Origin of the sequence: Actinophytocola sp. (assembly GCF_009379765.1) — a bacterium.
In the GTDB taxonomy this organism is placed as follows: Bacteria; Actinomycetota; Actinomycetes; order Mycobacteriales; family Pseudonocardiaceae; genus Actinophytocola.
Genome location: NZ_WHTD01000015.1, coordinates 26,200 through 50,650, shown reverse-complemented (window position 1 = coordinate 50,650; position 24,451 = coordinate 26,200). Strand labels below are relative to the sequence as shown.

The following is a 24,451-nucleotide window of genomic DNA, read 5'->3' as shown; positions in this document are numbered from 1 at the left end:
GCGCACGGGTGGTGCTCGCCGCTGCGACGGACGTGCGCTCGACTACGCCGGGCGCACGGAACGCGGTCTCGGCGAGGTTCTGGCCGGTCCGATTACGCCGGAGCGCCACGGAAGCCGGCGGCGTCCAGCTGCCCGGTGAGCTCCCACAGCGCCTCCTCGCCGCCCTCCGCGACCGCGTTGCCCAGCACGCCCACATGCCGGTCCTCGGAACCGAGCTCGTCCCGCCACGCCCACAGTCTTCTGGTGTAGCGGTGCAGCCCGTGCTCGCGAGTGACGCCGATCGCGCCGTGGACCTGGTGGGCCTTCCGGCTGATGTCGCCGGCCACCGTGGAGCACACGACCTTGGCCGCCGACACGGCCGCGGTGGTGTGCGGGCTCTCGGCGTCGACGCCGCACAGGGCGTGGTCGAGCGACGCCTCGGCGAGCTTCGTCGCGGCCAGGACGTCGGCCACCAACGTGGACACACCTTGGAACTTGACGAGCGGCTTGCCGAACTGCACCCGAGTGTTCGCGTAGGAGACGGTGAGCTCGGCTACCGCCTTCGCGGCGCCGACCACCTTCGCGCAGCTCAGCAGCGTCCACCTGGTCAGCACCGCGGTGCTCTGCTCAGCCGTCCCATCCGCCTCGATCGCCCGCTCCATCACGTCCCACGGCTCGCCGACGAGATTCTCGCCGAGACTCAGGTCGGCCGGGGTGAGCGGCAGCAGGCTCGGACCGCCGGCCGCGAGGACGTAGGCCGCCCGGAAGTGCCGGCCCCACGGCACGAGCACGCGGTGCCGGCCGTCCTCCTCCTGCCCGTCGCCGATGACCAACCCGGCGCCGACGTGTCCGGCCGCCGTCTCCTCGGACATCCCGGCTCCGGAGATCCGCGCGGCGTGACAGGCGCCATGCGCCTCGGCGATCGGCACCGAGACACCCGAACCGCCCGCGGCCATCAGCACCCCCACCAGGTCCCGCACGGTCCCGCCGAGCCCGCCGTGCTCCTCGGGTATCGCGAGCAGGTGCCAGCCCTGCTCGGCGCACTCGTCGAACAGGCTCCCGAGATCCTCCGGTCCCGTCCGCCAACGCTCGGCGTGGATCTCGAAGATGTCCCGCGCGGCATCGGTGATCGATCGGTCCGGACTCACAACCGGCCTCGCGACTCTCGAGCGATGAGCACGGCCAGCACCTGCGACGTGCCACCGCGGATGCTGAAGCCGGGCGAGGCGAGCAGCGCGGAGCGCCACATCTTCGCGAACTGCTCGTCCACGCTCTCGAGCAGGAACTGGCCCGCCACCCGCCGCGCCGTCTCGACCACGTCGACCTCGAACCGGGTACCGAGATACTTCAACGTCGCCGCGGTGGCCACGTTCCCCTCGCCGGCGTCCAGCTTCGTGGCGTAGTCCCAAGCCAGCTTGCGCAGCGCGGCGAGCAGGGCGACCAGCCGGCCCACCTGCTGGTGGTGGTCGTCGATCGTGCCGTCGTGGACGAGCCGGACCAGCGACGCGAGCAGCGGGTAGGTGCTGAGGATCCGCTCGGTGCCACCCCGTTCGAAGGCGAGCTGCGCGACGACCTGCGGCCAACCGGAGCCGACCTCGCCGAGCACGCGGCCGTCGGGCACGAAGGCACCGTCGAAGAAGATCTCACAGAAGTGCCGCTCGCCACGCAGATCCTCGATCGGGCGGACGTCGACGCCGGGCTGATCCATGTCCAGGACGAACTCGGTGAGCCCCCGGTGCTCGCCCGGCGAGCCGCTGGTGCGGGCGAGCACGTAGCCGAAGTTGCTGCGATGCGCATGGCTCGACCAGACCTTCTGCCCGTGCAGGCGCCACCCGGAGGGGACTCGCTCCGCCCTGGTCCGAACCGAGGCCAGGTCCGATCCGGCGTCCGGCTCGGACATGCCGAGGCAGAAGCGCGCCTCGGCCCTAGCGATCGCGGGCAGTATCTCGGCCTTCAACCGGTCCGAGCCGTAGGCGAAGATCGACGGACCGATCTGCCGGTCGGCGATCCAGTGCGCCGCGGCCGGGGCACCGGCCCGCAACAGCTCCTCGGTGACGATCAGCCGCTCGCGGTAGGAGCGGCCGCCGCCGCCGTAAGCCGGTGACCACGCCATGCCGATCCAGCCCTGCTCGGCGATCAACGCACTGAACGACAGGTCGTAGCCGAGCAACCAGGCATCGCAGCGCGGCTCGAAGCGACCCGCCAGCCGCCATCGCCGCAGCAGACCGGCGACCTCGCCACGCAGTGCCGCCGCGTCCCCGCCGGACCGCTCGGCGGCGAGCCCCACGACCGGAAGGTCGGTCAGCTCCTCGTTGACCTCGACACCGGACTGTGACATCAGGTATCCCCCGCTGCCGCACGCCGCCGCAGCGACCACATCTGCGACGCCCGCTCCGCCTCGAGAGCGACATCCCAGGACACGGTCGGCGGCCCGAGCTCCTGGCGGAACGAGCGGACCGTGCGCCGGGCGAGCTCCGGGTCCTTGGCCGCGACCGCGGCCAGCTCCATGGCCGTGGTCTCGACCTCGTCGGACGGGACCGCGCGCCATGCCAGGCCGATCCGCTCGGCCCTGGTGCCGTCGATCACCTCACCGAACAGCCCGAGCGCGGCGGTTGCCTCCCGGCGCATGGTCCGGTCCCCGATCACGAAGAACCCGCCGCCGGGATGAATGCCGATCCGCATGAAGCCGGCCGTGAGTCGGGCGTCGGTCGCCACGATCCGGAGGTCGGTGGACAGCGCGAGGTTCATCCCGGCGCCGACCGCCGCACCGCGGACCGCGGCGATCGACGGTACCCCGAGCTGCCCGACCCGGTAGAACGCCTCGTAGACGGCGCCGGTCATGCCGTACCGCGTGGGCTCGGCCGGGTCCTGGCCCACCTTCGCGAGCACGTCCCGATGGGCGCCCGAGCAGAAGTTGTCGCCGGCGCCGCGGATGATCGCCGCGCCGATCGCCGGGTCCGCGTCGATCTCGTCGACCACGTGTATCAGCTCGGCCGCCATCTCGGGGACGAGTGCGTTCGCCCAGCCAGGCGCGTTCAGTGTCACGACAGCGACGGCGCCTTCCCTGGTCAAGTCCACGCTGGGCACGAGATCCTCCGCTCCGACCAACGAGTCGATCCAGACCATGACAGGCTTATAATGAATACTATTATGTCATATTAGCGGCCCAAAGCCCATGCTCTTTCCCGCGCTCCGGAGGAAGTCGATGGCCGACATCGTGACCGAGCAGGTCGAACAAGTGCTGCGGCTGACCCTCAACCGCCCCGAAGCCCGCAACGCGTTCACGCCAGAGATGCAGCTGCGGCTCCGACACGAGCTTGACGAGGCGCGCGGCGACGAATCGGTGCGGGCGGTGCTGCTGACCGGGGCCGGGCGGGCGTTCTGCGCCGGCATGGACCTCAAGGCTCGCCGGGAGACCAACGGGACGACGGCCGGATCATCCATTCGGGACGGTATGCGGGCGCGGCTGAACCCTCTCATCAGGACGTTGGTGACGTTCCCGAAGCCAGTTGTCACCGCGGTGAACGGCGCCGCCGTCGGCGCGGGTGTCGGGCTGGCCCTGGCCACCGACATCGTGCTCGCGGGCCGGTCCGCGTCGTTCCACATCGGATCCGCGCCGCGCATGGGCCTGCTTCCGGACGCGGCCGGGACGTGGCTGCTGCCCCGGCTGATCGGCCGCGCCCGCGCCCGTGGCGCCGCGCTGCTCGGCGAGCCGGTCACCGCCGAGGTGGCAGAGAGCTGGGGGATGATCTGGCGCTGCGTCGAGGACGCGGAACTCGACGACACCGCGACGAACCTCGCCCGGCAACTGGCCCACAGGCCGCGCGAGGCGTTGCGGCGGACGAAGGCCCTGCTCGACCTCGGCCTCGAGTCGTCGCTGGCCGCCCAGCTCGACCACGAGGCCGCGGCCATCGCGGCCCTGGCCGACGCCCCCGACTTCCACGAGGCGGTACAGGCTTTCCGGCAAGGGCGAGCGCCACATTTCTGACATTCCCGAGCTTGGGCCTAGTGCGCCTTGTTGACGAAGCGCTCGATCCGGCGCTGTGCCTCGCCGCTGCGGCGGCACCGGGTGAACAGGGACCGCTCCAGCGTCAGCCCGTCCTCGAGCGGCCGCTGCATGCCCTCGCGCACCGCCTCCTTGATCGAGCCGAGCGCGGTGCCCCCGCGTGCGTACCCCGTCGCCGTCTCGACCGCGGCGCGGTGGACGTCTCCCGGTGCCACGATACGGTCGATCAGCCCGATCTCGAGGGCCTCCGCCGCGCCGATGATCCGGCCCGAGTACATGAGTTCCTTCGCCCGTGCCGTCCCGATCAGCCGGGGCAGCCGCTGGGTTCCGCCCGCCCCCGGCATCAGACCGAGCCGCACCTCGGGCAGGCCGAACTTCGCCTCCGGGTCGGCGAAGCGGAAGTCGCAGGCCAGCGCCAGCTCGCAACCTCCGCCGATGGCCGGGCCGGCGACCGCGGCGATCGTCGCCTTCGGGACCTGCTCCAGGGCCAGCAGCGCCCGGCGCAGGGTGTCCGAAAGCCGGGTGTCGCCCGGGTCGGTGACCATCATCTCCTTGAGGTCCGCGCCCGCCGCGAACGCGTCCGGGCCACCCCACACGACGGCGGCCCGAGCCGATTCGGTGTCCCGCAGCAGCCCGACCGCCTCCATGAGCTCGCGGCGCAACCGGCCGTTCAGCGCGTTCACCGGCGGCTGGTGCAGCCGGATCCGCGCGACGCCGGTCTCGACGTCCAGGCCGATCGAGACGTGCTCGCCGTCGTACAACGGGGTCATCTCGGCGCCATCCGCAGCGCGCCGTCGAGCCGGATCGTCTCGCCGTTGAGCATCGGGTTGCTGACGATGTGCAGCGCGAGCGCCGCGTACTCGTCCGCGTCGCCCAGCCGCTGCGGATGTGGCACGGACGCGGCGAGGCCCTGGCGGATGTCCTCGCGCAGGCCGCCGAGCAGCGGGGTGTCGAACAGGCCGGGCGCGATCGTCACGACCCGGATCCGGCGGCTTGCCAGGTCACGCGCGGCGGGCAGGGTGAGCCCGACGATCGCCGCCTTCGACGCCGCGTACGGGAGCTGGCCGATCTGTCCCTCGTAGGCGGCGACCGATGCGGTGAGCACGACGACGCCACGCTCCTCGCCGACGAGCGGGTTGGCGCCGATCGCCGCCGCCGCGGCCTGCAGGACGTTGAACGTGCCGTACAGGTTCACCCGCACCACCTCGTGGAACCTGGTCGGCTCCGACGCGTTCCCGTCCCGGTCGAGGATCCGTAGCGCGCCACCACGGCCCGCGCAGTGCACCACCACCCGCAGCGGTGCGATGCCGGCCGCGTGCCCGACCGCCGCGCGGACATCCGCCGCCTCGCCGACGTCACCGAGCACCGCCTCGACGGCGCCGCCGAACTCCTTGCCCACCCGCTCGACTGTGGCCTCGTCGCGGTCCAGAACGGTCACTCGCGCGCCGGCGTCGAGCAGCCGCCGAGTCGTCGCCAGGCCGAGCCCGGAGGCACCTCCGGTGACCAATGCCCCAGCTCCGGTCAGGTCCATGTGCACATCCTCCGTGTCAGACCGCCCACGACGGGGGTCGCTTGTCGATGAAGGCGGCGACGCCCTCGTCGAAGTCGCCGCTCGCCCGCAGCCGCGCGACGGCGCTGCGGTAGACGTCCTCGACCACGCGCAGCCGGGGGAGGTCCTCGGCCATGCCCACCTGCAGGGCGCGCATCATCCGCTTGATCTCGGCGAGTGCGTTCGGCGAGCTCCGCAGCAGCGAGCCGACGAGCTCGTCGACCCGCGCGCCGAGCTGGTTGACCGGTGCGATGTCGTGCACCAGCCCCCACGCGAGCGCCCGCCGCACGTCGATCGGCTCCGCGGCGAGTTGCAGCCGGACCGCGCCGGACGCGCCGACCGCCCGGATGAGCCGCAGCATGCCATCGACCGGGTAGATCCTGCCGATCGCGGCGATCGGCAGCGCGAACCGCGAGCCGGCCGCGGCGAGGCGGAGGTCGCAGGCGAGCACCAGCTCCAGCGCCGCGCCGTAGCAGTACCGGGAGATCGCCACGACCACCGGGACCGGTGTCTCCTCGAGCGCGGTGGCGGTGGCCCGGAGCATGTCGTCCACTTCGGACTCCCGGCCCGTCAGCTCACGGAGCGCGGCGAAGTCGAACCCGCTGGAGAACGGCTCGCCGGGGCCGGCCTCGACAACCAGCACGCGCGTCTCGCGGTCCTCGCCGACCTCGCGTGCGGTCCGCTCCAGCGCCCGGAGGATCTCCGGCGTCAGCGCGTTGCGGACCTCGGGCCGGCGCAGGACGAACCGAACGACAGCCCCATCCCGACGCAGTTCGTACCCGCTCACTCGGACAGCCTCCTCGGCGGCGTTCGGACGCCGGTCAGAACCTCGGCCGGCCGCCGGCGAGGAACGTGGCGACCGCGCGGGCGTGGTAGTCCGTCTCCTGCGAGCGGGCCTCCAGCACGAGACTCGGCCGCAGCAGCCGCTCAGCCGCGTCCCGGATGTAGTGGTTGACCAGAGACTTCGTCGCCTGGATGGCAAAGCTCGGCCCGGCGGCGAGGCGGCGCGCCATCCGCATGGCCGGCTCGAACGCGCTGTCGGTGTCGGTCACCGCCTCGGCGAGCCCGAGGGCGGCGGCCTCCGCGGCGTTCAGCCGGTCACCGGTCATCAGGAACCGCTTCGCCCTGGCCGGCCCGAGCAACAGCGGCCAGACGATCACGCCGCCGTCGCCGGGCACCAGTCCCATCTGGACATGCGGGTCGGAGAAACTGGCCGACGGCCCGGCGTACACCAGGTCGCAGGCCAGGGCGATCGTCGCGCCGAGCCCGATCGCCGGCCCGTCGACGACGGCGATGGTCGGCTGCGGCACGGTCACGAGCTCGTGGAACAGGCGGACCGCCGAGCGGTGGACGGCGGCCATCGACCGTGTGTCGGAGACCATGTCCGCCATCAGCGTCACGTCTCCGCCGACGGAGAACGCCCGGCCAGCGCCACGCAGGACGATGACCGAGACGGACTCCTCGCCGCCGAGCTCGGCCAGCACATCGGGAATCCGCTCGTGCATCGCCCAGTCGATCGCGTTGAGCTTCGCCGGACGGTCGAGCGTCACGACCGCGATGCCCTCCTCGGGCCGCTCGACCGACACCCCGTCCCCGCTCGCCCGGTCATCGTCGACCGGCGCTGGCACTCGCGTCACGTGTCTCTCCTCTCGCAACCGCGGTGCGGCTGGCCGTCAGCGCAAATCACGTCATATAGTTATCCTATTCTACTTCAACCGCAAGACAGGCAGGAGTACGACGTGAGCCGGCCCATCTTCGATGACTCCCACGAGGCATTCCGATCCGTGGTGCGCGACTTCCTCGCCCGCGAGGCGACGCCGAAGGCCGACGCCTGGGAGAGGGCCGGCACGGTCGACCGGGACTTCCTCCTGCGGGCCGGTGAGCTCGGCCTGCTGGGGATGCAGGCGCCGAGCGAGTACGGCGGGGGCGGCACCAGCAGCTTCAAGTACAACGCGGTCGTGTGCGAGGAGATCGCCAAGGCGCACATCGCGCTCGGCTCGATCCGCGTGCACGCCGACATCGTGCTGCCGTACTTCCTCGGCCTGTCCACCCCCGCCCAGCGCGACCGCTGGCTCAAGAACCTGACGTCCGGCCGGGCGATGAGCGCGATCGCCATGTCCGAGCCGGGGGCCGGATCCGACCTCGCGGGCATCTCGACCCGCGCGGTGCCCGAGGGTGACGGGTTCGTGCTCAACGGGAGCAAGTCGTTCATCACCAACGGGCGGATCGCCGATCTGGTGATCGTCGTCGTGCGGACCGAGATGACCGACAACCGCCGCGAGGGGCTGTCCCTGCTGGTCGTGGAGAACGGGATGCCGGGGTTCGTCCGTGGCCGGAGCCTGGACAAGATCGGGCTGAAGTCGCAGGACACCACTGACCTGTTCTTCGACAACGTGTCGGTACCACGGGACAACCTGCTGGGCACCGAGGGCCGGGCCTTCGAGCACCTGACGGCCAACCTCCCGCAGGAGCGCCTCTCGATCGCCGTGCACTCGGTGGCGGCCGCGCGCTCGGCCATGGAGGAGACGATCCGGTACGTGAAGCAGCGGCACGCCTTCGGCCGGCCGATCGCGTCGTTCCAGAACACCAAGTTCGAGATCGCCTCGGTGGCCACCGAGATCGAGGCCGCGCAGCATCTCGTCGACGCCTCGGTCGAGCAGCACGACCGCCGCGAGCTCACCCCGGCCAAGGCGGCGATGGCGAAGCTGTTCAGCACGGAGGTGCAGGGCCGAACGATGGACCGGTGCCTACAGCTGTTCGGCGGGTACGGGTACACGACCGAGTTCCCGATCGCCAAGATGTACGCCGACGCGCGGGTGTCCCGGATCTATGGTGGGACGAGCGAAGTGATGAAGAGCATCATCTCCAAGTCGGTCGGCCTGTGAGCGGAGGTCCGGTGCCCGAACGGCTCACTCCCGCACCCCCGACGCCCGAGCGCACGGAGCTGCTGGCGAAGATGTTGCACAGCGCGAACGGCAAGCCGCTCAACGTGTTCACCGTGCTGGCGCACAACACGACAGTCCTGCGCCGGCTCGGTGCGCTCGGCGGGACGCTGACCAACAGCGGGCGGATCGGCCCGGTGGACCGGGAGACCGTGATCCTGCGCGTGTCGGCCCGCCTCGGCTGCGACTACGAGTGGCACCACCACATCGGGCAGGGTCGGGACGCCGGCTTGTCCGATGAGGACATCGGGCGGCTGCGCGAGGAGATCTCGGTGACCGGCGGACGCCTGGGCCTGCTGGCGACGATGACCGACGAGGTCCTCGACGGCGGCGGGTTCGCCGACACCACGTGGGCGCGGCTGCGGTCCACATTCCACGACGAGCAGCTCGTGGAGCTGATCGTGTTGGTTGGCTTCTATCAGCTGCTGGCGGCCTTCATCCGCAGCGCGGGGGTTCCGGTCGACGAGTCCGGCGCACGCCCGTAGACCAGGCCGGCGACGCGGGCCCGGTCCATCAACGCGCTAGAGCCGCTCGATGATCAGCGCGTTGGCGGTGCCGCCGCCCTCGCACATGGTCTGCAGGGCTCGTCGGCCGCCGGTGCGCTCCAGCTCGTGCAGCATGGTCGTGAAGATCCGCGCGCCGGTGGCGCCGAGCGGGTGGCCGAGGGCCATCGCTCCCCCGTTGACGTTGGTGCGCTCCAGTGGGACGTCCAGCTCCTTCGCCCACATCAGCACGACCGGCGCGAACGCCTCGTTCACCTCGAACAGGTCACGTCCGAGACGGACAGCCCGGCACGCCGCAACACCTCCCGGGTGGCCGGGATCGGCCCGGTCAGCATCATCACCGGGTCGCTGCCGACGACCGCGGTGGCCCGGATCCGCGCCCGCGGGGTCAGCCCGAACTCCCGCACCGCCGCCTCGGAGGCGATCAGCACGGCGGCCGCCGCGTCGCTGATCTGGCTCGACACCGCCGCGGTGACCCGGCCGCCCTCGGACAGCGGCTCAAGCGTCGCCATCTTCGCCAGCGAGGTCTCCCGCCGGGGGCCCTCGTCCCTGGCGAGGTCGCCGTAGGGCACGACCTCGCGGTCGAAGCGGCCCTCGTCCCACGCGGTGATCGCGCGGCGGTGGCTGTCCAGCGCGAGAGACTCCATCTGCTCGCGGGTGATGTCCCACTTCTCCGCGATCAGCTCCGCCGCGCGGAACTGGGTGACGGGCTGGCTGCCGTACCGGCTGACCCAGCCCGCGCTGCCGAACTGCTCCCCCATGCCGCGCTCGGCGCCGACCGCGGCCGGGCTGCCGATCGGCACCAGGCTCATCACCTCGACCCCGCCCGCGATCACCAGCTCGTGCACCCCGGCCGCCACGCCCTGCACGGCGAAGTCGATCGTCTGCTGGGATGAGCCGCACCTGCGGTCGATCGTCACCCCCGGCACGTTCTCCGGCAGCCCGGCGGACAGCCACGCGGTCCGCGCCACGTTGCCCGCCTGCGCGCCCATCGTGTTGAGGCAGCCGAAGATGACGTCGCCGACCCTGACCGGATCGATGCCGGTCGCCTCGACGAGCGTGGCCATGACGAAGCCGCCGAGGTCCGCCGGGTGCACGCCGGACAGCCCCCCGCCACGCTTGCCGACCGGAGTCCGGATGGCATCCACCACGAAGGCATCCCGCATCTGCCGCCCCCGGTCAGACCATGACCTGGCCACCACTGATGTGGATGGCCTGACCGGAGATGTAGCCCGACTCGTCCGAGCCGAGGAAGCGGCACAGCGCGCCGTACTCCTCCGGCCTGCCGATCCGCCGGACCGGCAGAGTGGTGCCGAACACGTGCGGGTTCCAGTTCGGATAGTTCACCGGGTCCCGCGTGGTGTCGAACGCCCCCGGCACCACGGTGTTCGCCGTGACGCCGCTCGGGCCGAGTTCCTTTGCCAGTGCCTTGGTCAGCCCGTGGATGCCCGCCTTGGCGGTGACGTTGTGCGCGCGGTTCTCCCAGCCGACGAAGCCGTCCGCCCCGGACGTGTGCAAGATGCGGCCCCAGCCCTGCTCCAGCATCATCGGCACGATGTTGTGCGCAAGGTAGAAGGCGGAGCTGAGGTTGACCTTGAGGACGTTGTCCCAGTCCTCATAGGACAATTTCTCCACCGCCTGGTGCGGGCGGATCGCGGCGTTGGCCACGTACACGTTGATCGAGCCGAAGGCGGCCCGCCCGTCGGCGACGACCCGCTCCACGTCCGCGGGCACCGACATGTCGCCCATCGAGACGATGGCCCTGCCGCCGGCCTTCTCGCACTCCGTGGCGACGGCCTCCGCCCTGTCCACATCGGAGCGTCCACTCACGATCACGTTCGCGCCGCCCTCGGCGAACGCCAGGACGGCAGCCCGGCCGAGATTCTTCGTACTTCCCGTAACCAGAACCGTGGTGTTCGCTCGCAGCCTCATCGCCACACTCCTACTGGCCATATACTTATTATCAAGATTATTGTTAGCATATTTTAACGGCCGATACAAGGCTCGCGGGACCCGTCGTCACCACTTGACGATTCTGGACTGGAGGAATACCACGATGGTGTCCATCGCCACCGCCAAGCTCGCGGCGACGAGTAGGTAGACCATCGCGTCCGAGACGTTGAACCGGTTGATGCTGAAGACCAGCAGGGCCCCCAGGCCACCGGAGGCACCGATCATCTCGGCGACGATGACGCTCATCAGGCCGAGGTTGATCGACTGTCGGAAGCCGACCACCACCTGCGAGATCGCCGACCAGAAGTAGACGTAGAAGCCCACCGCGACGACCCCGCCGCCCATCGTGCGCACCGATGCGGCCAGCGACTTGTCCACCGACGCCAGGGCGCCGCCGATGGCGACGTAGACCAGGGCGAAGCCGTGGATCGCCGCCACGATGACCACCGAGATCCGGCCGAAGCCGAACCACGCGATGAACAGCGGCACAAGCGCCGCGCGCGGAATCGTGTAAAGCGGCACGACCACCCCGTTGACCAGCTGTTTGACCCGGGGCAGCCGGTGCAGGAAGACACCGAGCAGCATGCCCGACGTGCCACCGATCAGCACACCGAGCAGCAAGCTGCCGGCGGTCTGTGCCGTCGCGGTCCAGACCTCGATGGCCGGCAGTATCTCCTTCGCCGCGTTCCAGACGGACTCCGGGCTGCCGACCGCGATCAGCGGCAGCACCTCCGTGGTGACCAACACCTGCCACAGAGCGAGCAACCCGCCGATCAGCAGGATGTGCTGGAGCAGCAGCAGGGCCCGCGCTCTTCCCTTCCGGCGCGTCCGGGGCCGCCGCCGGCTGGAGATGGCCTGCGGGCGGGTCTCGGCGATGGTGTTCACCGCCGCTACGCCTTGTTGCCCATGGCGGCCGTCATCCTGGCTTCCTCTTCGAGCACAGACCACAGCTCCGAGTACAGCTTCGAGAAGGACGGGTGGTCGGCGACTCCCTTGACGGTGCGCGGCCGCGGAATGTCCACGATGAACTCCCGCACGATCTTGCCCGGCCGGGCACACATGCACAGGATCCGGTCCGCGAGGAGAATCGCCTCGGTGAGGTCGTGGGTCACGAACAGGACGGTCTTCGACTCGGTCTCCCAGATGCGGACGAACTCCTCCTGGACGACGGCCCGAGTCTGGGCGTCCAGCGAGCCGAACGGCTCGTCCATCAGCATCAGCCTGGGGTTCTGCGCGAACACCTGCGCCACCTGCACCCGCTTGCGCATGCCACCCGACAGGGTCCTGGGGTAGGCATCGGCGAAGTCACTCAGGCCGAGGCGGGCGAGCCACGACTGCGCCCTTGGCTTCCAGTCCCGGACACCGGCGAACTTCAGCGGCAGTCCCACGTTGCGCTCCACGGACAGCCACGGCAGCACCGTGTCCGACTGGAACACGTATCCGATCGAGCCGTCGTGCCGGTTCGAACCGGCTGCCAGTTCCAGGGTTCCGGTGATGTCGACGTTCACGCCCTGCTTCTGATCGTCGAGCAGGATCCCGGCGGCCGCGTTCAACAGAGTGGACTTCCCGCAGCCACTCGGGCCGACGATGCAGACGAACTCGCCCTCCTGGATGTTGACGTTCAACGAATCGACCGCGAGTACCCGGCGGTCGCCGGATACGAACTCGATCGCCAGATCCTCCGTGCGCAGGGCACTTGACGTACCGTTCGCGCCCGCAGGACTGATCGAGGGTGCGGAATGCTCCAGCATCCGGGCCTCCTCGGAGAAGCGGTTCAGGTCCATTTCGTGGCCTGCCTGGCAAGAATGTCGATGAGCGCGTTCAGCAACGCGGCGAGCAGGGCGAGCACCACCAGCATGCTGAACACGCCGGCGATGTCCACGACGGCGCCACGGCGGGCGATCAGCCAGCCGATCCCCGCCTCGGAGACGATCATCTCGCCGGCCACGGCAGCCAGCAGTCCGAGGCTCACCACGATGCGCAAGGTCGCGATGAGGTTCGGCACGATCGCCCGCAGCATGACGTAGCGCCACACATCGATCTCGGTGCCGCCGAGGCACCTGACGGACTGAGCCAGCGACGTGTCGACCGCCGCCAGCGCCCCGTACGCCGCGAGCAGAGCGACGAAGATGGTGAGCGAGACACCGAGGGCCATCTTGCTCGCGACCCCCGTGCCGAACGCCAGCACCAGCGGTGCGATCAACGCGATCCGCGGCGCGGCGTTCGCGAACGCGATGTATGGCCTCAGCAGACGGTAGAGCGAGTGCCACCGGAACAGGATCACCCCGACGAGCACGCCCGCCGCCATGCCGATGACCACGGCCAGGAAGGCGGTCCAGGCCGTGGTCGGCAGGTGGACCCGCAGGAAGTCGGCGGAGGTCACGTCGCGGGCGAACCGGTCGAACGTCGTCGCCGGCGACGGAAGGGTCCGCTCGCTCACGGTTCCGGAAGCGTTCACCACGGCCCAGACGACGACCACGATCGCCAGGCCCATCGTGCCCAAGGCGAAAGTGGACACTGATCCGCGTCGTCGCTTCACGATACGTCCCGAACTCTTGTTCCTGGCGGCGCCGCCCACGGCTGCGGGGTGTGCGGCCGCGGGCGGCACGGCGGTCGGCAGGATGGGTTTGTCACGAGCTGGGGGTGAACCTCGCCCATTCCTTCTCGTAGTCCGTCGCCACGATCTGGTCGTACTCGACCCGGTTCTCGAGCGCGCCCGTCTCCAGCCAGAGATCCATCGCCGGATCCCAGCCGTCCTCGTTGATGATCGGCGAATAGCGAGGCAGAACCTTGTTCACCACCTCGGCGGTCCGATCCTTGTCCTGGTCCGGCATGGCCTTCTGCGCGGCGGCCACGAGAGGTGCCGGATCCTTCTGGAAGTCGATGAGGGCGTCGACCACCCCGGCGACCAACTTGTCGACGGTCTCGCGGTTGTCGTTGTAGAAGTCCTCCTTGACGGAGAACACCACCGAGGGCAGCTTCTGGCCGACCGGCCACGCGTCGGGTGCGTCGGCCAGGTCCATGAGCTGGAAGCCGAGCCCGTCCTCGATCGCGTTGGTGGTGAACGGCTCAGCCGTGATCATCCCGTCCACCCGTCCCTCGGACAACGCGGAGTAGGCGCCGGCGAGACCGTTGTTGTTGATCACCTTCGCGTCGGTGATGCCGTTCTGGCTCAGCAGCGCCCGCAGCGTGGTGTCCGCGCCCGACCCGGGCGTCGTGGTCGCGAGGGTGAGCCCCTTCAGCGCGTTGACGTCTCCGGCCTCGACCTTGCTCTCCAGGTCCTTCTTGAGCACGATCTGCTGCGCGTCTCCGGTGTAGAGCCCGACCACGTGCTTGATCGGTACGTTGTCGTTCAGCGCGGTGTTGCCGATCGAGGCGCCGACCAGGACGTCGACGTCACCGGACAGGAAGACCGTCCGCGCGGCCTGCACATCGGTGAACTCGCTGACGGAGGCGTCGAGGCCCTGCTTCTCGAAGTACCCTCCATCGATCGCGGCGAACACTGGAATGTACTGAATGGACTGCGGAACGACCATCTTGATCGCGGTCATCCCGCCGGACGACTCGCCGCCGCCACCTGAACCATCGTCGCTGCCGCAAGCGACTCCGAGCACCATCGCGAGCCCCGCGATGGATGCGAGCACGCCCGAAGTGCGTGCAACACGGTATCCGCTGGTCTTCATCGCCCAACTCCTGCCATGCCCACCCCCGAGCCTAGGCATATAATAATCATATTAACGTCACCGTCAAGGAAAGCGTCGGGATCTATCCGAGAACTATCCAGTTCGGTCCGGTGCGGCGGATGTGCCGCTGTCTATCGCCTGCCGGCGGCCCGCCGCAGAGCGATCTCCTCCACCCGGCGGACCACGTCGGGTAACGGTGTGCCGCCTGCGAACACGTCGGCGACGCCGAGTGCGAACAGCTCGTCACGCGTTGCCCTGGTCGACACCGTTCCTCCGGCGACAACGTCCACCTCATCGCGGATCCCCGCCGCTTCCAGGGCGCGGACCAACGAACGCACGAGCGGGACATGCGCGCCGGACAGGATGCTGACGCCGACGATGTCGACGTCCTCGGCGACCGCGATGGACGCGATCGCCTCGGTTGACACGTGTCGGCCGGTGTAGATGACCTCCATGCCGGCGTCCCGAAGTGCCCTGGCGACGATGCGCGCACCGCGATCGTGGCCGTCCAGCCCGATCTTCGCGATCAGCACCCGCGCCCGCCGGCCGACACCGTCCATGCCTAGATCTTCCCGCCCTCGTGGTAGACCCCGTACGCGTCCCGAAGCGCGCTCATGCACTCACCCACCGTGGCGCCGGCGGTAACCGCGACCTCGATGGCAGGGCACACGTTGCGGTCGTCCTGCGCCGCTCGTCGGATGTCGTCGACAGCCCGGCGTGTGGCCGCGCCGTCACGCTTCGCGCGGTGCCGCTCCAGCCGGTCGACCTGCCGGGCCACCACCGTCTCGTCCACCTGGTGCAGTGCACCGTCGAGTGTGTACAGATCGGCGTCGGTGGCCCCGCCGGTGGCGAAGGTGTTGACGCCGACGACGGAGACGTCCCCGTTGGCGATCCCCTTCTCGAGCTCGTACGCCCGGTCGTACATCAGCTCCTGGATCCACCCGTCCTCGATCGCCTTGACGACGCCGCCCCGCTCGTCGATCTTGGCGAGGAAGGCGGCGAGCCGCTGCTCGCTCTCGTCGGTGAGCGCCTCGACGTAGTACGACCCGGCGAGCGGGTCGACGGTCGCCGGGATGTGTGTCTCGTAGGCGAGGATCTGCTGCGTGCGAAGGCCGACCCGCTGCGCTTCCTCGGACGGAATGTCATAGGCCTCGTCGTAGCCGATCACCGTCGCCGCCTGCGCCCCGCCGAGAATCACCCCGAGGCCGGCGAGCGTGCCGCGGACGATGTTGTTGAGCGGCTCGTGCCGGGTGAACATCTGGTTCGAGCTGGAGTTGAACAACCGGAACTTCAGCGCGGCGGGATCGTCGATGCCCAGCTGGTCGCGCAGCGTGTACGCCCACAGCCGGCGAGCGGCCCGGATCGACGCCGCTTCGACCAGCGGATCCTGCCTGGCACAGAAGAGGAAGCTGAACCGGGACGCCACGGCGGCCGCGTTCAGCCCGCGGTCGACGGTCCCCCTCAGATACGCGAGCGCGTCGGCGAGCGTGATCGCGAGCGCGTCCAGGCCGGTAGCTCCCGTGTCGCGGATGTGGCTGCCGCACACGCTGATCGGGTAGACCGAGGGCGTCACCTCGTTGCAGTACTCGATGACGTCTATGGCGAGCTTGACCGACGGCCCCGGCGGGAAGACGTACGCGCCGCGAGTGAGGAACTCCTTGAGGATGTCGTTCTGCAGCGTGGCCCGCAGCTTGCTCAGGTCGGTGCCGCGCCGGCGCGCCAGCGCAACGTACATGGCGGCGAGCACGGGAGCCGGCGCGTTGATCGTGAAGCTCGGGTTGGCGTGGTCCAGCGGGACCTGGTCGAACAGGTCGTCCAGGTCCTGGAGTGTGTCGATCGCGACGCCGACCCGACCGACCTCGGGGGTGGCGAGCGGGTCGTCGGAGTCGTAGCCCAGTTGGGTCGGCAGGTCGAACGCGACGCTGAGGCCGGTCTGCCCGGCCTCGATCAGCGCGCGATAGCGCTGGTTGGACAGCGCGGGGTCGCCGAAGCCAGAGTACTGGCGCATCGTCCAGAGCCGTTGCCGGTACATCTCCCGGTGGATACCACGTGTGTACGGGAACTCACCGGGAGCGCCCACCCGCGGGTCCACTCCGTCCGCCGGTGCGTAGTCGGCCTCGATCTCCACCCCGGACTCCGTCGTCGTAACGATGCCCGACGGCGTGCGCCTTATGTCGCTCATGGACACAATCCCACCGGCTCGAACGCTCTGGCTGCGTATAAGTAGTATAACCATATGCCGCGCTGAGGCGACATACGAGCCAGCGGCGTCACGGTGCCACCGGCCCGTGGGACATCGTGATCGGCGGGGGCAGGTGCGTGGACACGACTGAACGCGAGACGCGGACGTCGACCACCGTCGGCCGTCCGGACTCCGCGAAATCTGCGAGGACGGTGTCCAGGGTGCCGTCGTCCCGGTCCACCGTGACGCCGTCCAGTCCCATGGCACGCGCGAGCGACGCGAAGTCGGTGGTCGGATACGTGGCACAGTCCTCGGGCAGGTTCAGCTGGCGCAGCTTGTGGACCTCCGCGCCGTACGCGCTGTCGTTCATCACCAGGACGCACACCCTGGCTCGCTCCCGGGCCAGGGTGTCCAACTCGGGGAGCGCCATGAAGAGGCTCCCGTCGCCTTCGATCGCGTACACCGGCGTCGACCGGTCCGCGCTCCACGAGCCGATCGCCAACGCGAGCGCGTCACCGGTGGCGCCGAAATGGATCGGCGCGTACTCGACCTGGCCCACCTTCGGCGCTGCCAGTCCCAGCACGGCGAAGTTCCAGAAGTGGCCGGCACCGATGACCACAAAGGACTCTTCGGACAGGGCAAGGTTCAGTATCTCGGTGGCACGGCGGGGATCGAGCGCGCCGGCACCGTCCCCCTCGAACCGCCCCGTCGTGTCGCCGCCCGGCCCGGCGGGGTTGACGGCGATCCGGTCGTCCCGTCCGGACGGGCGCCCGGCCGCACGGATCCGCGCCAGCAGTCCCTCCGCCCCCAGGCGCGCGTCGCCGACCAGGTAGTCGTCGGCCGCCCGCACGCCTTGGCACCAGAACTGCGGGCTGATGTCCAGCTGTGTTACGTGCGCGCCGCGGAACAGCCCGCCGCCATCGGTGGTGTAGTGGCCAAGGCTGGCGCCGACCGCCAACACCACGTCGGCCGACTCCAGCACACCGCGCGCCGAGTCGGTCGAGAAGCCGCCCACGATGCCGATGTCATACGCGCAGTCGCGGAAGAAACCGTTGGCCCGCAACGTGTTCCCGTAGTACGCGCCGATCTCGTCGGCGACTGCGAGCAGCGCGTCCCGGGCGCCGGAGAACACCGCCCCGCGCCCCGCGACGATCACCGGCCGGCGCGCGTCGAGCAGCCGTGCGGCCACCCGGTCCAGGTCCCCGGCCTCGGGTGCCGCGACCGGCGCCCTCGCCGGGGACACCGACGGCATGCGGCAGGCAGCCGCGAGGTCGGGCTCATCCGGGCAGAACTCCGCCTGCACGTCGACCGGAACGCCCACCACGACCGGGATCCGATCCCGAGCCGCCTCGGCGAACGCCTGCCGCATGCCGTTGGTAGCCGTCGGAGCGTTGCTCAGCTGCCGGTACCTCGCCCCGGTCGAGGCGACCAGTGCCTGCTGCGGGAACTCCTGCAAGCTGTACGCCAGCCCGCGCGGAGTGTCACCGACCACCACGACGAGCGGGGTGCGCGCCCGCGCGGCGGTGGTCAGCGCGGTGGCGGCCTGGGTGAGCCCCGGTCCGCACGTGAGGGAGGCGAGCCCGACGCGCCCGGTCCGCCGCGCGTAGCCGTCGGCCATCAACACGGCCGCGTTCTCGTGTCGCGCGCGGACCAGACGGACGTCCGAATCGGACGTCAAGGCGAGCGCCCACAGCAGGTTCGCGTCGCCCAGCAGGACGAAGGCGGTGTCCACACCCGCACCCGCACAGATCCTGGCCAACGCCTCGTACACGCGCATCGTCATCGTCCGGCCGTCCGACACAGAGCGACGCCGGGACCCCGGTCTCCCAAGACGCGGGGCCCATGGCGATCGATCAGAAGATGGCGACCGGGTTCACCGGGCTGCTGGTCGCACCGACCACCCGCAGCACCGACATCGAGAAGAAGAACTCATACCGGTTCAGCCGTGCACAAGTTTCCGCCAGATCGTCCAGCGCCATGTTGTCCACAAGCCACAGACCCATCGCGGACAGACCCACGGCGTGAATCGGCGCCATGAGCTCAACCCGGTCGTAGCCGGACGGCTGCACGTCGTTGATGGAGTCACACGAGATCATCGCGACACCACGCTCGTGCAGCCACGGCAGACAGGCCGCGGAGTAGCCCGCCTGCCCCTGCTTCGGGTGGATGCCCTCGGCCTCGACGCGCTTGAAATTCCCGGTGCGCAGCAGCAGGACGTCGCCCTCCTGCACGGTGACCCCTTGGCGCTTCTCGGCTTCCTCGAGCTCCTCCGGGTACACGCCCTCGCCCACACCGAGCCAGTCGACGCCGCGCAGTGCCGCGATGTCGAGCAGCACGCCCCGGCTCACGATGCCGGCCTCGACATTGTGGATGGACAGCTTGGTCGCGCCGAACTGGGTGGTGACGGCACTCGCGGGAAACCCGTTGTACATATGGCCGTCCCACATGACGTGGCTCAGCGCGTCGACGTGGGTCTGCGAGCCGTGGGCGACCATGCCGACGTACTCACGTGCCGCGCGCAACCGGATCTTCTCCTGGGTGGGCCCGTCAATGTGCAGGTGGTCGTTCGGGATGCCGGAGTCGCCGGTCCACACCATGAACCGCTGCAGGGTGGATCCGCGACCGAGCGAGTCGGGGTTGTCCGGATCCAAGATCCGTGCCGTGGAGACAGTCGTGCCGTCGTGTATCAGCTTCGCGGCCTCTACTCGCTTCTTGTCTGTGATGAAGTTCAGCGTGCCGAGCTGATCTTCCTTCCCCCAACGTCCCCAGTTGGACAGGCTGCTGAAGTAGCCCATGATCTCGTCAACGGACGGCAATGTCCCCATTTCCGCTTCTCCTCATCTGGACCGACGTGCACGCGGCCCCGGGGCGTGAGTCGGACCGCTCTTCAACCATGAGAACCATAGCAACAGTGATAATATTATACAAGACGGTTCCGCCTCCGCCAGGCCCCCGCGGAGGTCGAACCGTCACCTGGATCCGCACCCCGCACACCGCGGCTGGCAACGAGAAGCGAGGACCGGCAAGCAGGATTTCGACGTCCTGGCAGGGAGTCCGACTACCTCGGCGCGCGCCACCACGCGAGCACATTCGCCCGCGCGCGAGTCGCGTTCACCGGTGATCCGTGGACGTGCCCTGGTGGGTTATTTGTCGACGAGATCCCAGGTGAGCTCGCGGTTGACGAGCTCGGGGTACTTCTTCTTGAAGTAGGTCGCCGTCTCGTCCATGTGGGCGCCCATCGCTTCCCACGCCCCGTCGGCGTCCCCCGCCACGATCGCCTCGGTGATGTTGCGGTGCGCCAGGTTGATCGCCTTCTGGAAGCGCGTCGGGTACTGGGCGCCGAGCACGGACCCGTCGGTGATCCAGTGCAGGGAGTTGATGAAGAAGCCGACGATCGGGTTCCGGCCTCCCCACGCGACGCAGCCGTGGAACGCGCGGTTCTCGAGGAGGAAGGCGTCGGCGTCGCCGAGCAGTGAGTCCATCCGAACGACCGACTCCTCCAGCTCCCGCCGAAGCTCGGGGGTCACCCGCTCTGCGGCCAGCCGGGCGGTCAACGGCTCGAGATGCTTGCGGGTCTCCAGCACGGAGCCGAACGTCGCACCCTCGAACTGCAGCAACAGCGCGAGGGTACTGGCCAGGTGCCGCGAGCTCGGCGCGTCGACGATCGGTCCGCCACCGCGGCCGGGGCGGATCCGCAGCACGCCCTCCAGCTCGAGGTGCCGCAACGCCTCACGCAGCGTGCCGCGACCCACGTCGTAGTGTTGGAGCATCTCCCGCTCCGACTCGAGTGGATCGCCGATATCGAGCTTCTGTTCGAAGATCTCCCGTACGATCCGGCGCGCGAGGAGGGTCGCGGTCTTCTGCGGGCGGTCAGCACGAGACATTCCCGCGTGCGCATCTCGGCGATTCATGAGCTCCCTGCGAACACTAGCGTCCAACCCAGACAAAACCTGTCTAACTTTAGCATGGACTGCTGGATTCCTAACGAACGAGTGTCGCCCGAACGCGGAGTGCGTTGACGTGGCGCCGATGCGCGGTAGATATTAGTATAAGGTTACATCTACTTCCGTGGTTGCCCCGGCACCTGGAACGAGGGAGCCGTCATGCTTCCGAGCCGTACCGAGGAAATACAGGGCGCGGTCAGAACCTGGCTGAGCCAGATCGACCGGCCACCCGTCGACTTCGGCATGAACCGTACCCAGACGTTCGCGACGCTGCGCGACTGGCAGCGGCAGCTCTACGACGCGGGTTGGCTGGGCATCGGCTGGCGGGCGGAGTACGGCGGCCGGCCGGGTACCGGCCTCGACCAGATCACCGTGTACGAAGAGATCGCGAGGGAGCGGCTGCCGCTTCCCATCGGCATCCTCGGGCTCGACATCGTCGGTCCGACGATCCTCGAGCACGGGACGGAGGAGCAGCGGACACGCTACATTCCGCCGCTGCTGTGCGGCGACGAGATCTGGTGCCAGGGCTTCTCCGAGCCGGAGGCTGGATCGGACCTCGCCTCCCTGCGCACGAAGGCGACCTACGACGAGAGTGCCCGGACCTTCATCGTCAACGGGCAGAAGGTGTGGACCAGTTGGGCCGACCACGCGGACCAGTGCGCGCTGCTGGTGCGCACCGGCGGCCCGGACTCCCGCCAGCGCGGCATCTCCTACCTGCTCGTTCCCATGGACACGGCGGGCATCGAGGTCCGCCCGCTAACCCAGATCACCGGGGACCAGGAGTTCTGCGAGGTCTTCTTCACCGATGTCGTCGTCCCGGCCGAGAACCTGCTCGGCGAGGTGAACGACGGGTGGCGGACCGCGATGAGCACGCTCGCGCATGAACGTGGCGGCTATCTCCTGCGCCGCCGGGTGGAACTGCGTGCCGCCATGGATGACTTCGTGAACGAGACGCTGCCCGCGCTCGGGGCTCCCGACGACATCATCGAGGCCAAGGTGGGCCAGTGCTACGTCCTGCTGGACGCGCTCGACGCCCGCGCCTTCGACGTCGCACGCCGGCTCGAGTCGGACCAGCTCGGCCACGAGACCGCGATCGACAAGCTGTTCCTGAGCAAGGTCGAGCAGGCGGTGTTCGGCGGGATCCTCGACATGCTCGGTGACCAGCGCATGCTCGAGATGGGTACCGACGGCACCGAGCAGGGGCGCTGGATCCACGACTACCTCTACGGCCGCGCCTCCTCGATCTACAGCGGCACCGCGCAAGTACAGCGCAACATCGTCGCCAACCGCGTGTTAGGACTGCCGAGATGAGCATGGTGACCGAGACCAAGGATGCGACGAGCGACCTCATCGGGTCCGCCGCGACGGAGCTGCTCGGCCGCGTCTGGCAGATCGGGGAGCTGCGCAAGGGCAGCGGGCTCGACGCGGCACGCACGGCATGGCCGGCCGCGGCCGCCGCCGGCTGGTTCTCCCTCCTCGACACGGCTTCGGCGGAGAAGATCGAGTTCGCCGACGTGCTGCCGACGTTCCGTGCGGCCGGTACCGCGTTGCTCGCCGGTCCGCTGTTCTCCGCCGCGGTGGCCGGCCCGTCGCTGTTCCCGGACGCCGCGCCCGACCTGCGCTTCGACGACGGCTCGGTGGCCTTCTCCGGCGGCGGCTGGGTCGGCGGGCCCCGCCCGCGGCTGCGGATGCCCACGAAGTCGACGGTGAGCGGGCAGGTCGTCCTGCCAGAAGGCGATCCGGCCGCACGATACCTCGTGCTGCCTGTCGGGCTGAGCTATGGCGCCGCGCTCGCGATCGTCGCGACCGGCCAGCCTGGTGTGGTCATTCGCCGGCTGCCGACACCGGACGCGGTGTGGAGCCCGTGCGTGGTGTCGTTGGACGGCGCCGAGGCGGCGGCGTTGATCGCCGGCGACAACGAGGCGGTTGGGTGGCTGCCGACCTGGCACGGCTGCGCGTGGGCGTTGCGCTCCGCCGGTGTGCTCAACGCGCTCGTCGACCTGGCCGTCGACTACGCCAAGACCCGGGAGCAGTTCGGCGGACCGATCGGCCGGTTCCAGGCCGTCGCGCACATCCTCGCCGACATGGCGGTCCAGGCGGCGACCGTGGACAACGTCTGCTCCTGGCTCGAGCAGCTGCTCCGCACCAACGACCAGCGGCTCGGGCACACGCTCCAGACGGCGCACGGGCACATCACGACCTGTCTGCGCGACTGCGCCGAGAAGGCACTGCAGGTCTTCGGCGGCATCGGCTTCACCAACGAGTGCGACCTGCACCTGTACATGAAGCACGCCCTACAGCTGTCCTCGATCTACGGCACCGCGGACCAGGCCGCCCGCGAGGTCGGACTCAGGTCGCTGGCGCCCAAGCACCTGGCGCACAGCCACGATGCGTGCTGACCGACCGGCTGATCCGCCCGTGGGGGATGGGCCGCGGACGGATCAGTTCCGGTCGGTGCTCTTCTTGTCCAGGCCGACCCAGCGCGCCCCGTGGACGTCCTCGACGTAGAGAACGCCGGAGTTCGCCAGCTCGGTGACCTTCTCCTCCGCCATGCCGAGCACCTCGGTCAGCACCGCTCGGGTGTGCTCGCCGAAGCGGGGCGGCGGCCCGTAGCTCGCCGCGGTCTCCGGGTAGGTCCGCACCGGGTTGCCGGCGAAGGAGAACACCTCGTCGCCGATCGGGATGTCCGCACGCATGCCGCGCGCCGCGACCTGCGGGTCGGTCATGGCTTGGCCGACGGTGTTGACCGGCGCCGCGGGAACGTCGGCATCCCGCAGGATCGCCAGCCACTCTTCCGACGTGCGCCGCCGGAACTCCTTGTTGAGGATCGCCTCCAGCTCGTCGCGGTTCGCCACGCGTGCGTCGTTGTCCACAAACCGCGGATCGTCGCGCAAGTCCTGTCGCGACAGTGCCACGCAGAGCTTCGGCCAGAACGCACCGCTGTAGGGAGCGACCACGATCCAGCCGTCATTCGCCGGAAAGGCGCCGTAGGGATAGACATGGGTGTTCCCGCTGCCCTGCCGCTGCGGCGTCACCCCGGTGTTGAGCGCCATCCCGGCCCAGTACATCAGCAACGAGAGGCTGCTCTCGAACAGCGAGATGTCGAGCACGACCGGCTTGCCGGTACGGTCGCGCTTGCGCAGCGCGCCAATGACGGACAGGTCGAGGAACATGCCGCCGATGAGATCGGAGATCGGCACACCCGCGCGTGCCGGGGGCGCCCCGGGATGGCCGGTCAGGCTCATGCCGCCGGACAGCGCCTGAATCGCCGTGTCATAGGCGGGGGACATGCTCTTCGGACCGGTGAGGCCGTATCCGGTCAGGTTGCCGACGATGATCTGCGGGTTCGCGGCCTTCAGCGTCTCGAAGTCGAGCCCGAGCCGGTCGAGCACGTGCGGCCGGTAGTTGTTGAACACCACGTCGCTCTTCGCGACGAGCTCGAGGAAGACATCCCGGCCGGCGTCGGTCCGGAGGTCGATCACCACGCTTCGCTTGTTGCGGTTGATACTCGCCCAGATGACCGGCACCTGGTGCTTCGTGGGTTCGAGCAGGCGCTGGGGATCACCGGTCGGCGGCTCGACCTTGATCACCTCGGCGCCCATGTCCGCCAACACCATCGAGCCGTACGGACCGGACAGGTGCATGCTCAGATCGAGCACCCGAACACCTTCGAGAAGCCCACTCGTCACTGTCGTGAACCTCCGCATCGC

Annotated in this window: 23 protein-coding genes and 1 pseudogene; 5 read left to right on the top strand and 19 right to left on the bottom strand. The window is 69.5% G+C overall.

Annotation, left to right across the window (positions count from 1 at the left end):
* Positions 1-92: 92 nt before the first annotated feature.
* Genes GEV28_RS06870 through GEV28_RS06860 form a run of 3 tightly spaced genes read right to left on the bottom strand, consistent with a single transcriptional unit; the run spans position 93 to position 3,105 of the window.
* Entirely contained in the window at positions 93-1,127 is a 1,035-nt protein-coding gene (locus tag GEV28_RS06870; RefSeq protein ID WP_291409755.1) for an acyl-CoA dehydrogenase family protein, read from the bottom strand.
* Positions 1,124-2,317 (bottom strand): acyl-CoA dehydrogenase family protein, encoded by a 1,194-nt coding sequence (locus GEV28_RS06865; RefSeq protein WP_291409753.1) that lies wholly within the window; start codon positions 2,315-2,317, stop codon positions 1,124-1,126. Before GEV28_RS06865 ends, GEV28_RS06870 begins: the two co-directional genes overlap by 4 nt.
* Complete coding sequence (locus GEV28_RS06860) at positions 2,317-3,105, bottom strand: enoyl-CoA hydratase-related protein (protein ID WP_291409751.1); 789 nt, start codon at positions 3,103-3,105, stop codon at positions 2,317-2,319. The genes GEV28_RS06865 and GEV28_RS06860 overlap by 1 nt, the downstream gene beginning before the upstream one ends.
* A 79-nt stretch (positions 3,106-3,184) precedes the next feature.
* Between GEV28_RS06860 and GEV28_RS06855 the strand changes: the two genes are divergently transcribed.
* Positions 3,185-3,967 carry an enoyl-CoA hydratase-related protein gene (locus GEV28_RS06855; protein WP_291409749.1) on the top strand — a complete coding sequence of 261 codons (783 nt, stop codon included), beginning with the start codon at positions 3,185-3,187 and terminating at the stop codon, positions 3,965-3,967.
* Positions 3,968-3,984: 17 nt separating this feature from the next.
* Here the strand turns inward: GEV28_RS06855 and GEV28_RS06850 are convergent, their stop codons facing one another.
* Genes GEV28_RS06850 through GEV28_RS06835 form a run of 4 tightly spaced genes read right to left on the bottom strand, consistent with a single transcriptional unit; the run spans position 3,985 to position 7,171 of the window.
* Entirely contained in the window at positions 3,985-4,755 is a 771-nt protein-coding gene (locus GEV28_RS06850; RefSeq protein ID WP_291409747.1) for an enoyl-CoA hydratase/isomerase family protein, read from the bottom strand.
* A complete protein-coding gene (locus GEV28_RS06845) occupies positions 4,752-5,516 on the bottom strand; it encodes an SDR family NAD(P)-dependent oxidoreductase (RefSeq protein WP_291409745.1) in 765 nt (254 codons plus the stop codon). The genes GEV28_RS06850 and GEV28_RS06845 overlap by 4 nt, the downstream gene beginning before the upstream one ends.
* Positions 5,517-5,532: 16 nt before the next feature.
* Entirely contained in the window at positions 5,533-6,321 is a 789-nt protein-coding gene (locus GEV28_RS06840; protein ID WP_291409743.1) for an enoyl-CoA hydratase/isomerase family protein, read from the bottom strand.
* 34 nt (positions 6,322-6,355) lie between these two features.
* Entirely contained in the window at positions 6,356-7,171 is an 816-nt protein-coding gene (locus GEV28_RS06835) for an enoyl-CoA hydratase/isomerase family protein (protein ID WP_291409742.1), read from the bottom strand.
* A gap of 102 nt (positions 7,172-7,273) precedes the next feature.
* On the opposite strand from GEV28_RS06835, the gene GEV28_RS06830 reads away from it, so the two are divergent.
* Both GEV28_RS06830 and GEV28_RS06825 read left to right on the top strand, forming a co-directional pair.
* Positions 7,274-8,419 carry an acyl-CoA dehydrogenase family protein gene (locus GEV28_RS06830; protein ID WP_291409740.1) on the top strand — a complete coding sequence of 382 codons (1,146 nt, stop codon included), beginning with the start codon at positions 7,274-7,276 and terminating at the stop codon, positions 8,417-8,419.
* Between the two features lie 11 nt (positions 8,420-8,430).
* Positions 8,431-8,961 carry a carboxymuconolactone decarboxylase family protein gene (locus tag GEV28_RS06825; protein ID WP_291409738.1) on the top strand — a complete coding sequence of 177 codons (531 nt, stop codon included), beginning with the start codon at positions 8,431-8,433 and terminating at the stop codon, positions 8,959-8,961.
* Positions 8,962-8,997: 36 nt separating this feature from the next.
* Here GEV28_RS06825 and GEV28_RS06820 read toward each other — a convergent pair.
* The 11 genes and pseudogenes from GEV28_RS06820 to GEV28_RS06770 all read right to left on the bottom strand — a co-directional run bounded on the left by GEV28_RS06820 (position 8,998) and on the right by GEV28_RS06770 (position 20,681).
* A pseudogene (locus GEV28_RS06820) lies at positions 8,998-10,145 on the bottom strand (acetyl-CoA C-acetyltransferase).
* 13 nt (positions 10,146-10,158) lie between these two features.
* Complete coding sequence (locus GEV28_RS06815) at positions 10,159-10,911, bottom strand: SDR family oxidoreductase (protein ID WP_291409736.1); 753 nt, start codon at positions 10,909-10,911, stop codon at positions 10,159-10,161.
* Positions 10,912-10,998: 87 nt separating this feature from the next.
* Positions 10,999-11,817 (bottom strand): ABC transporter permease, encoded by an 819-nt coding sequence (locus GEV28_RS06810; RefSeq protein ID WP_291409734.1) that lies wholly within the window; start codon positions 11,815-11,817, stop codon positions 10,999-11,001.
* Between the two features lie 5 nt (positions 11,818-11,822).
* The gene (locus GEV28_RS06805) at positions 11,823-12,716 is read right to left on the bottom strand and encodes an ABC transporter ATP-binding protein (RefSeq protein WP_291409733.1); all 894 of its coding nucleotides are present in this window, start codon (positions 12,714-12,716) and stop codon (positions 11,823-11,825) included.
* Entirely contained in the window at positions 12,707-13,450 is a 744-nt protein-coding gene (locus tag GEV28_RS06800; RefSeq protein WP_291409730.1) for an ABC transporter permease, read from the bottom strand. Before GEV28_RS06800 ends, GEV28_RS06805 begins: the two co-directional genes overlap by 10 nt.
* A 112-nt stretch (positions 13,451-13,562) precedes the next feature.
* Positions 13,563-14,576, bottom strand: a complete 1,014-nt coding sequence (locus GEV28_RS06795; RefSeq protein ID WP_291409727.1) for an ABC transporter substrate-binding protein — start codon at positions 14,574-14,576, stop codon at positions 13,563-13,565.
* Positions 14,577-14,746: 170 nt separating this feature from the next.
* Entirely contained in the window at positions 14,747-15,175 is a 429-nt protein-coding gene (locus GEV28_RS06790; protein ID WP_291409725.1) for a cobalamin-dependent protein, read from the bottom strand.
* Between the two features lie 2 nt (positions 15,176-15,177).
* A complete protein-coding gene (locus tag GEV28_RS06785) occupies positions 15,178-16,797 on the bottom strand; it encodes a methylmalonyl-CoA mutase (protein ID WP_291409723.1) in 1,620 nt (539 codons plus the stop codon).
* A gap of 88 nt (positions 16,798-16,885) precedes the next feature.
* A complete protein-coding gene (locus tag GEV28_RS06780) occupies positions 16,886-18,580 on the bottom strand; it encodes a thiamine pyrophosphate-binding protein (RefSeq protein ID WP_291409721.1) in 1,695 nt (564 codons plus the stop codon).
* Positions 18,581-18,650: 70 nt separating this feature from the next.
* Positions 18,651-19,622 (bottom strand): cyclase family protein, encoded by a 972-nt coding sequence (locus GEV28_RS06775; RefSeq protein ID WP_291409719.1) that lies wholly within the window; start codon positions 19,620-19,622, stop codon positions 18,651-18,653.
* Between the two features lie 318 nt (positions 19,623-19,940).
* Complete coding sequence (locus GEV28_RS06770) at positions 19,941-20,681, bottom strand: FadR/GntR family transcriptional regulator (RefSeq protein WP_291409717.1); 741 nt, start codon at positions 20,679-20,681, stop codon at positions 19,941-19,943.
* A gap of 219 nt (positions 20,682-20,900) precedes the next feature.
* Here GEV28_RS06770 and GEV28_RS06765 point away from each other — a divergent pair, with 219 nt between their 5' ends.
* Together GEV28_RS06765 and GEV28_RS06760 are read left to right on the top strand one after the other, a co-directional pair.
* Positions 20,901-22,052, top strand: a complete 1,152-nt coding sequence (locus tag GEV28_RS06765; RefSeq protein ID WP_291409715.1) for an acyl-CoA dehydrogenase family protein — start codon at positions 20,901-20,903, stop codon at positions 22,050-22,052.
* Positions 22,049-23,140, top strand: a complete 1,092-nt coding sequence (locus GEV28_RS06760) for an acyl-CoA dehydrogenase family protein (RefSeq protein ID WP_291409713.1) — start codon at positions 22,049-22,051, stop codon at positions 23,138-23,140. The genes GEV28_RS06765 and GEV28_RS06760 overlap by 4 nt, the downstream gene beginning before the upstream one ends.
* 42 nt (positions 23,141-23,182) lie before the next feature.
* On the opposite strand, the gene GEV28_RS06755 is transcribed toward GEV28_RS06760, so the two are convergent.
* Positions 23,183-24,448, bottom strand: coding sequence for a CoA transferase (locus GEV28_RS06755; RefSeq protein ID WP_291409711.1), 1,266 nt, complete (start codon positions 24,446-24,448; stop codon positions 23,183-23,185).
* Positions 24,449-24,451 lie beyond the last annotated feature (3 nt).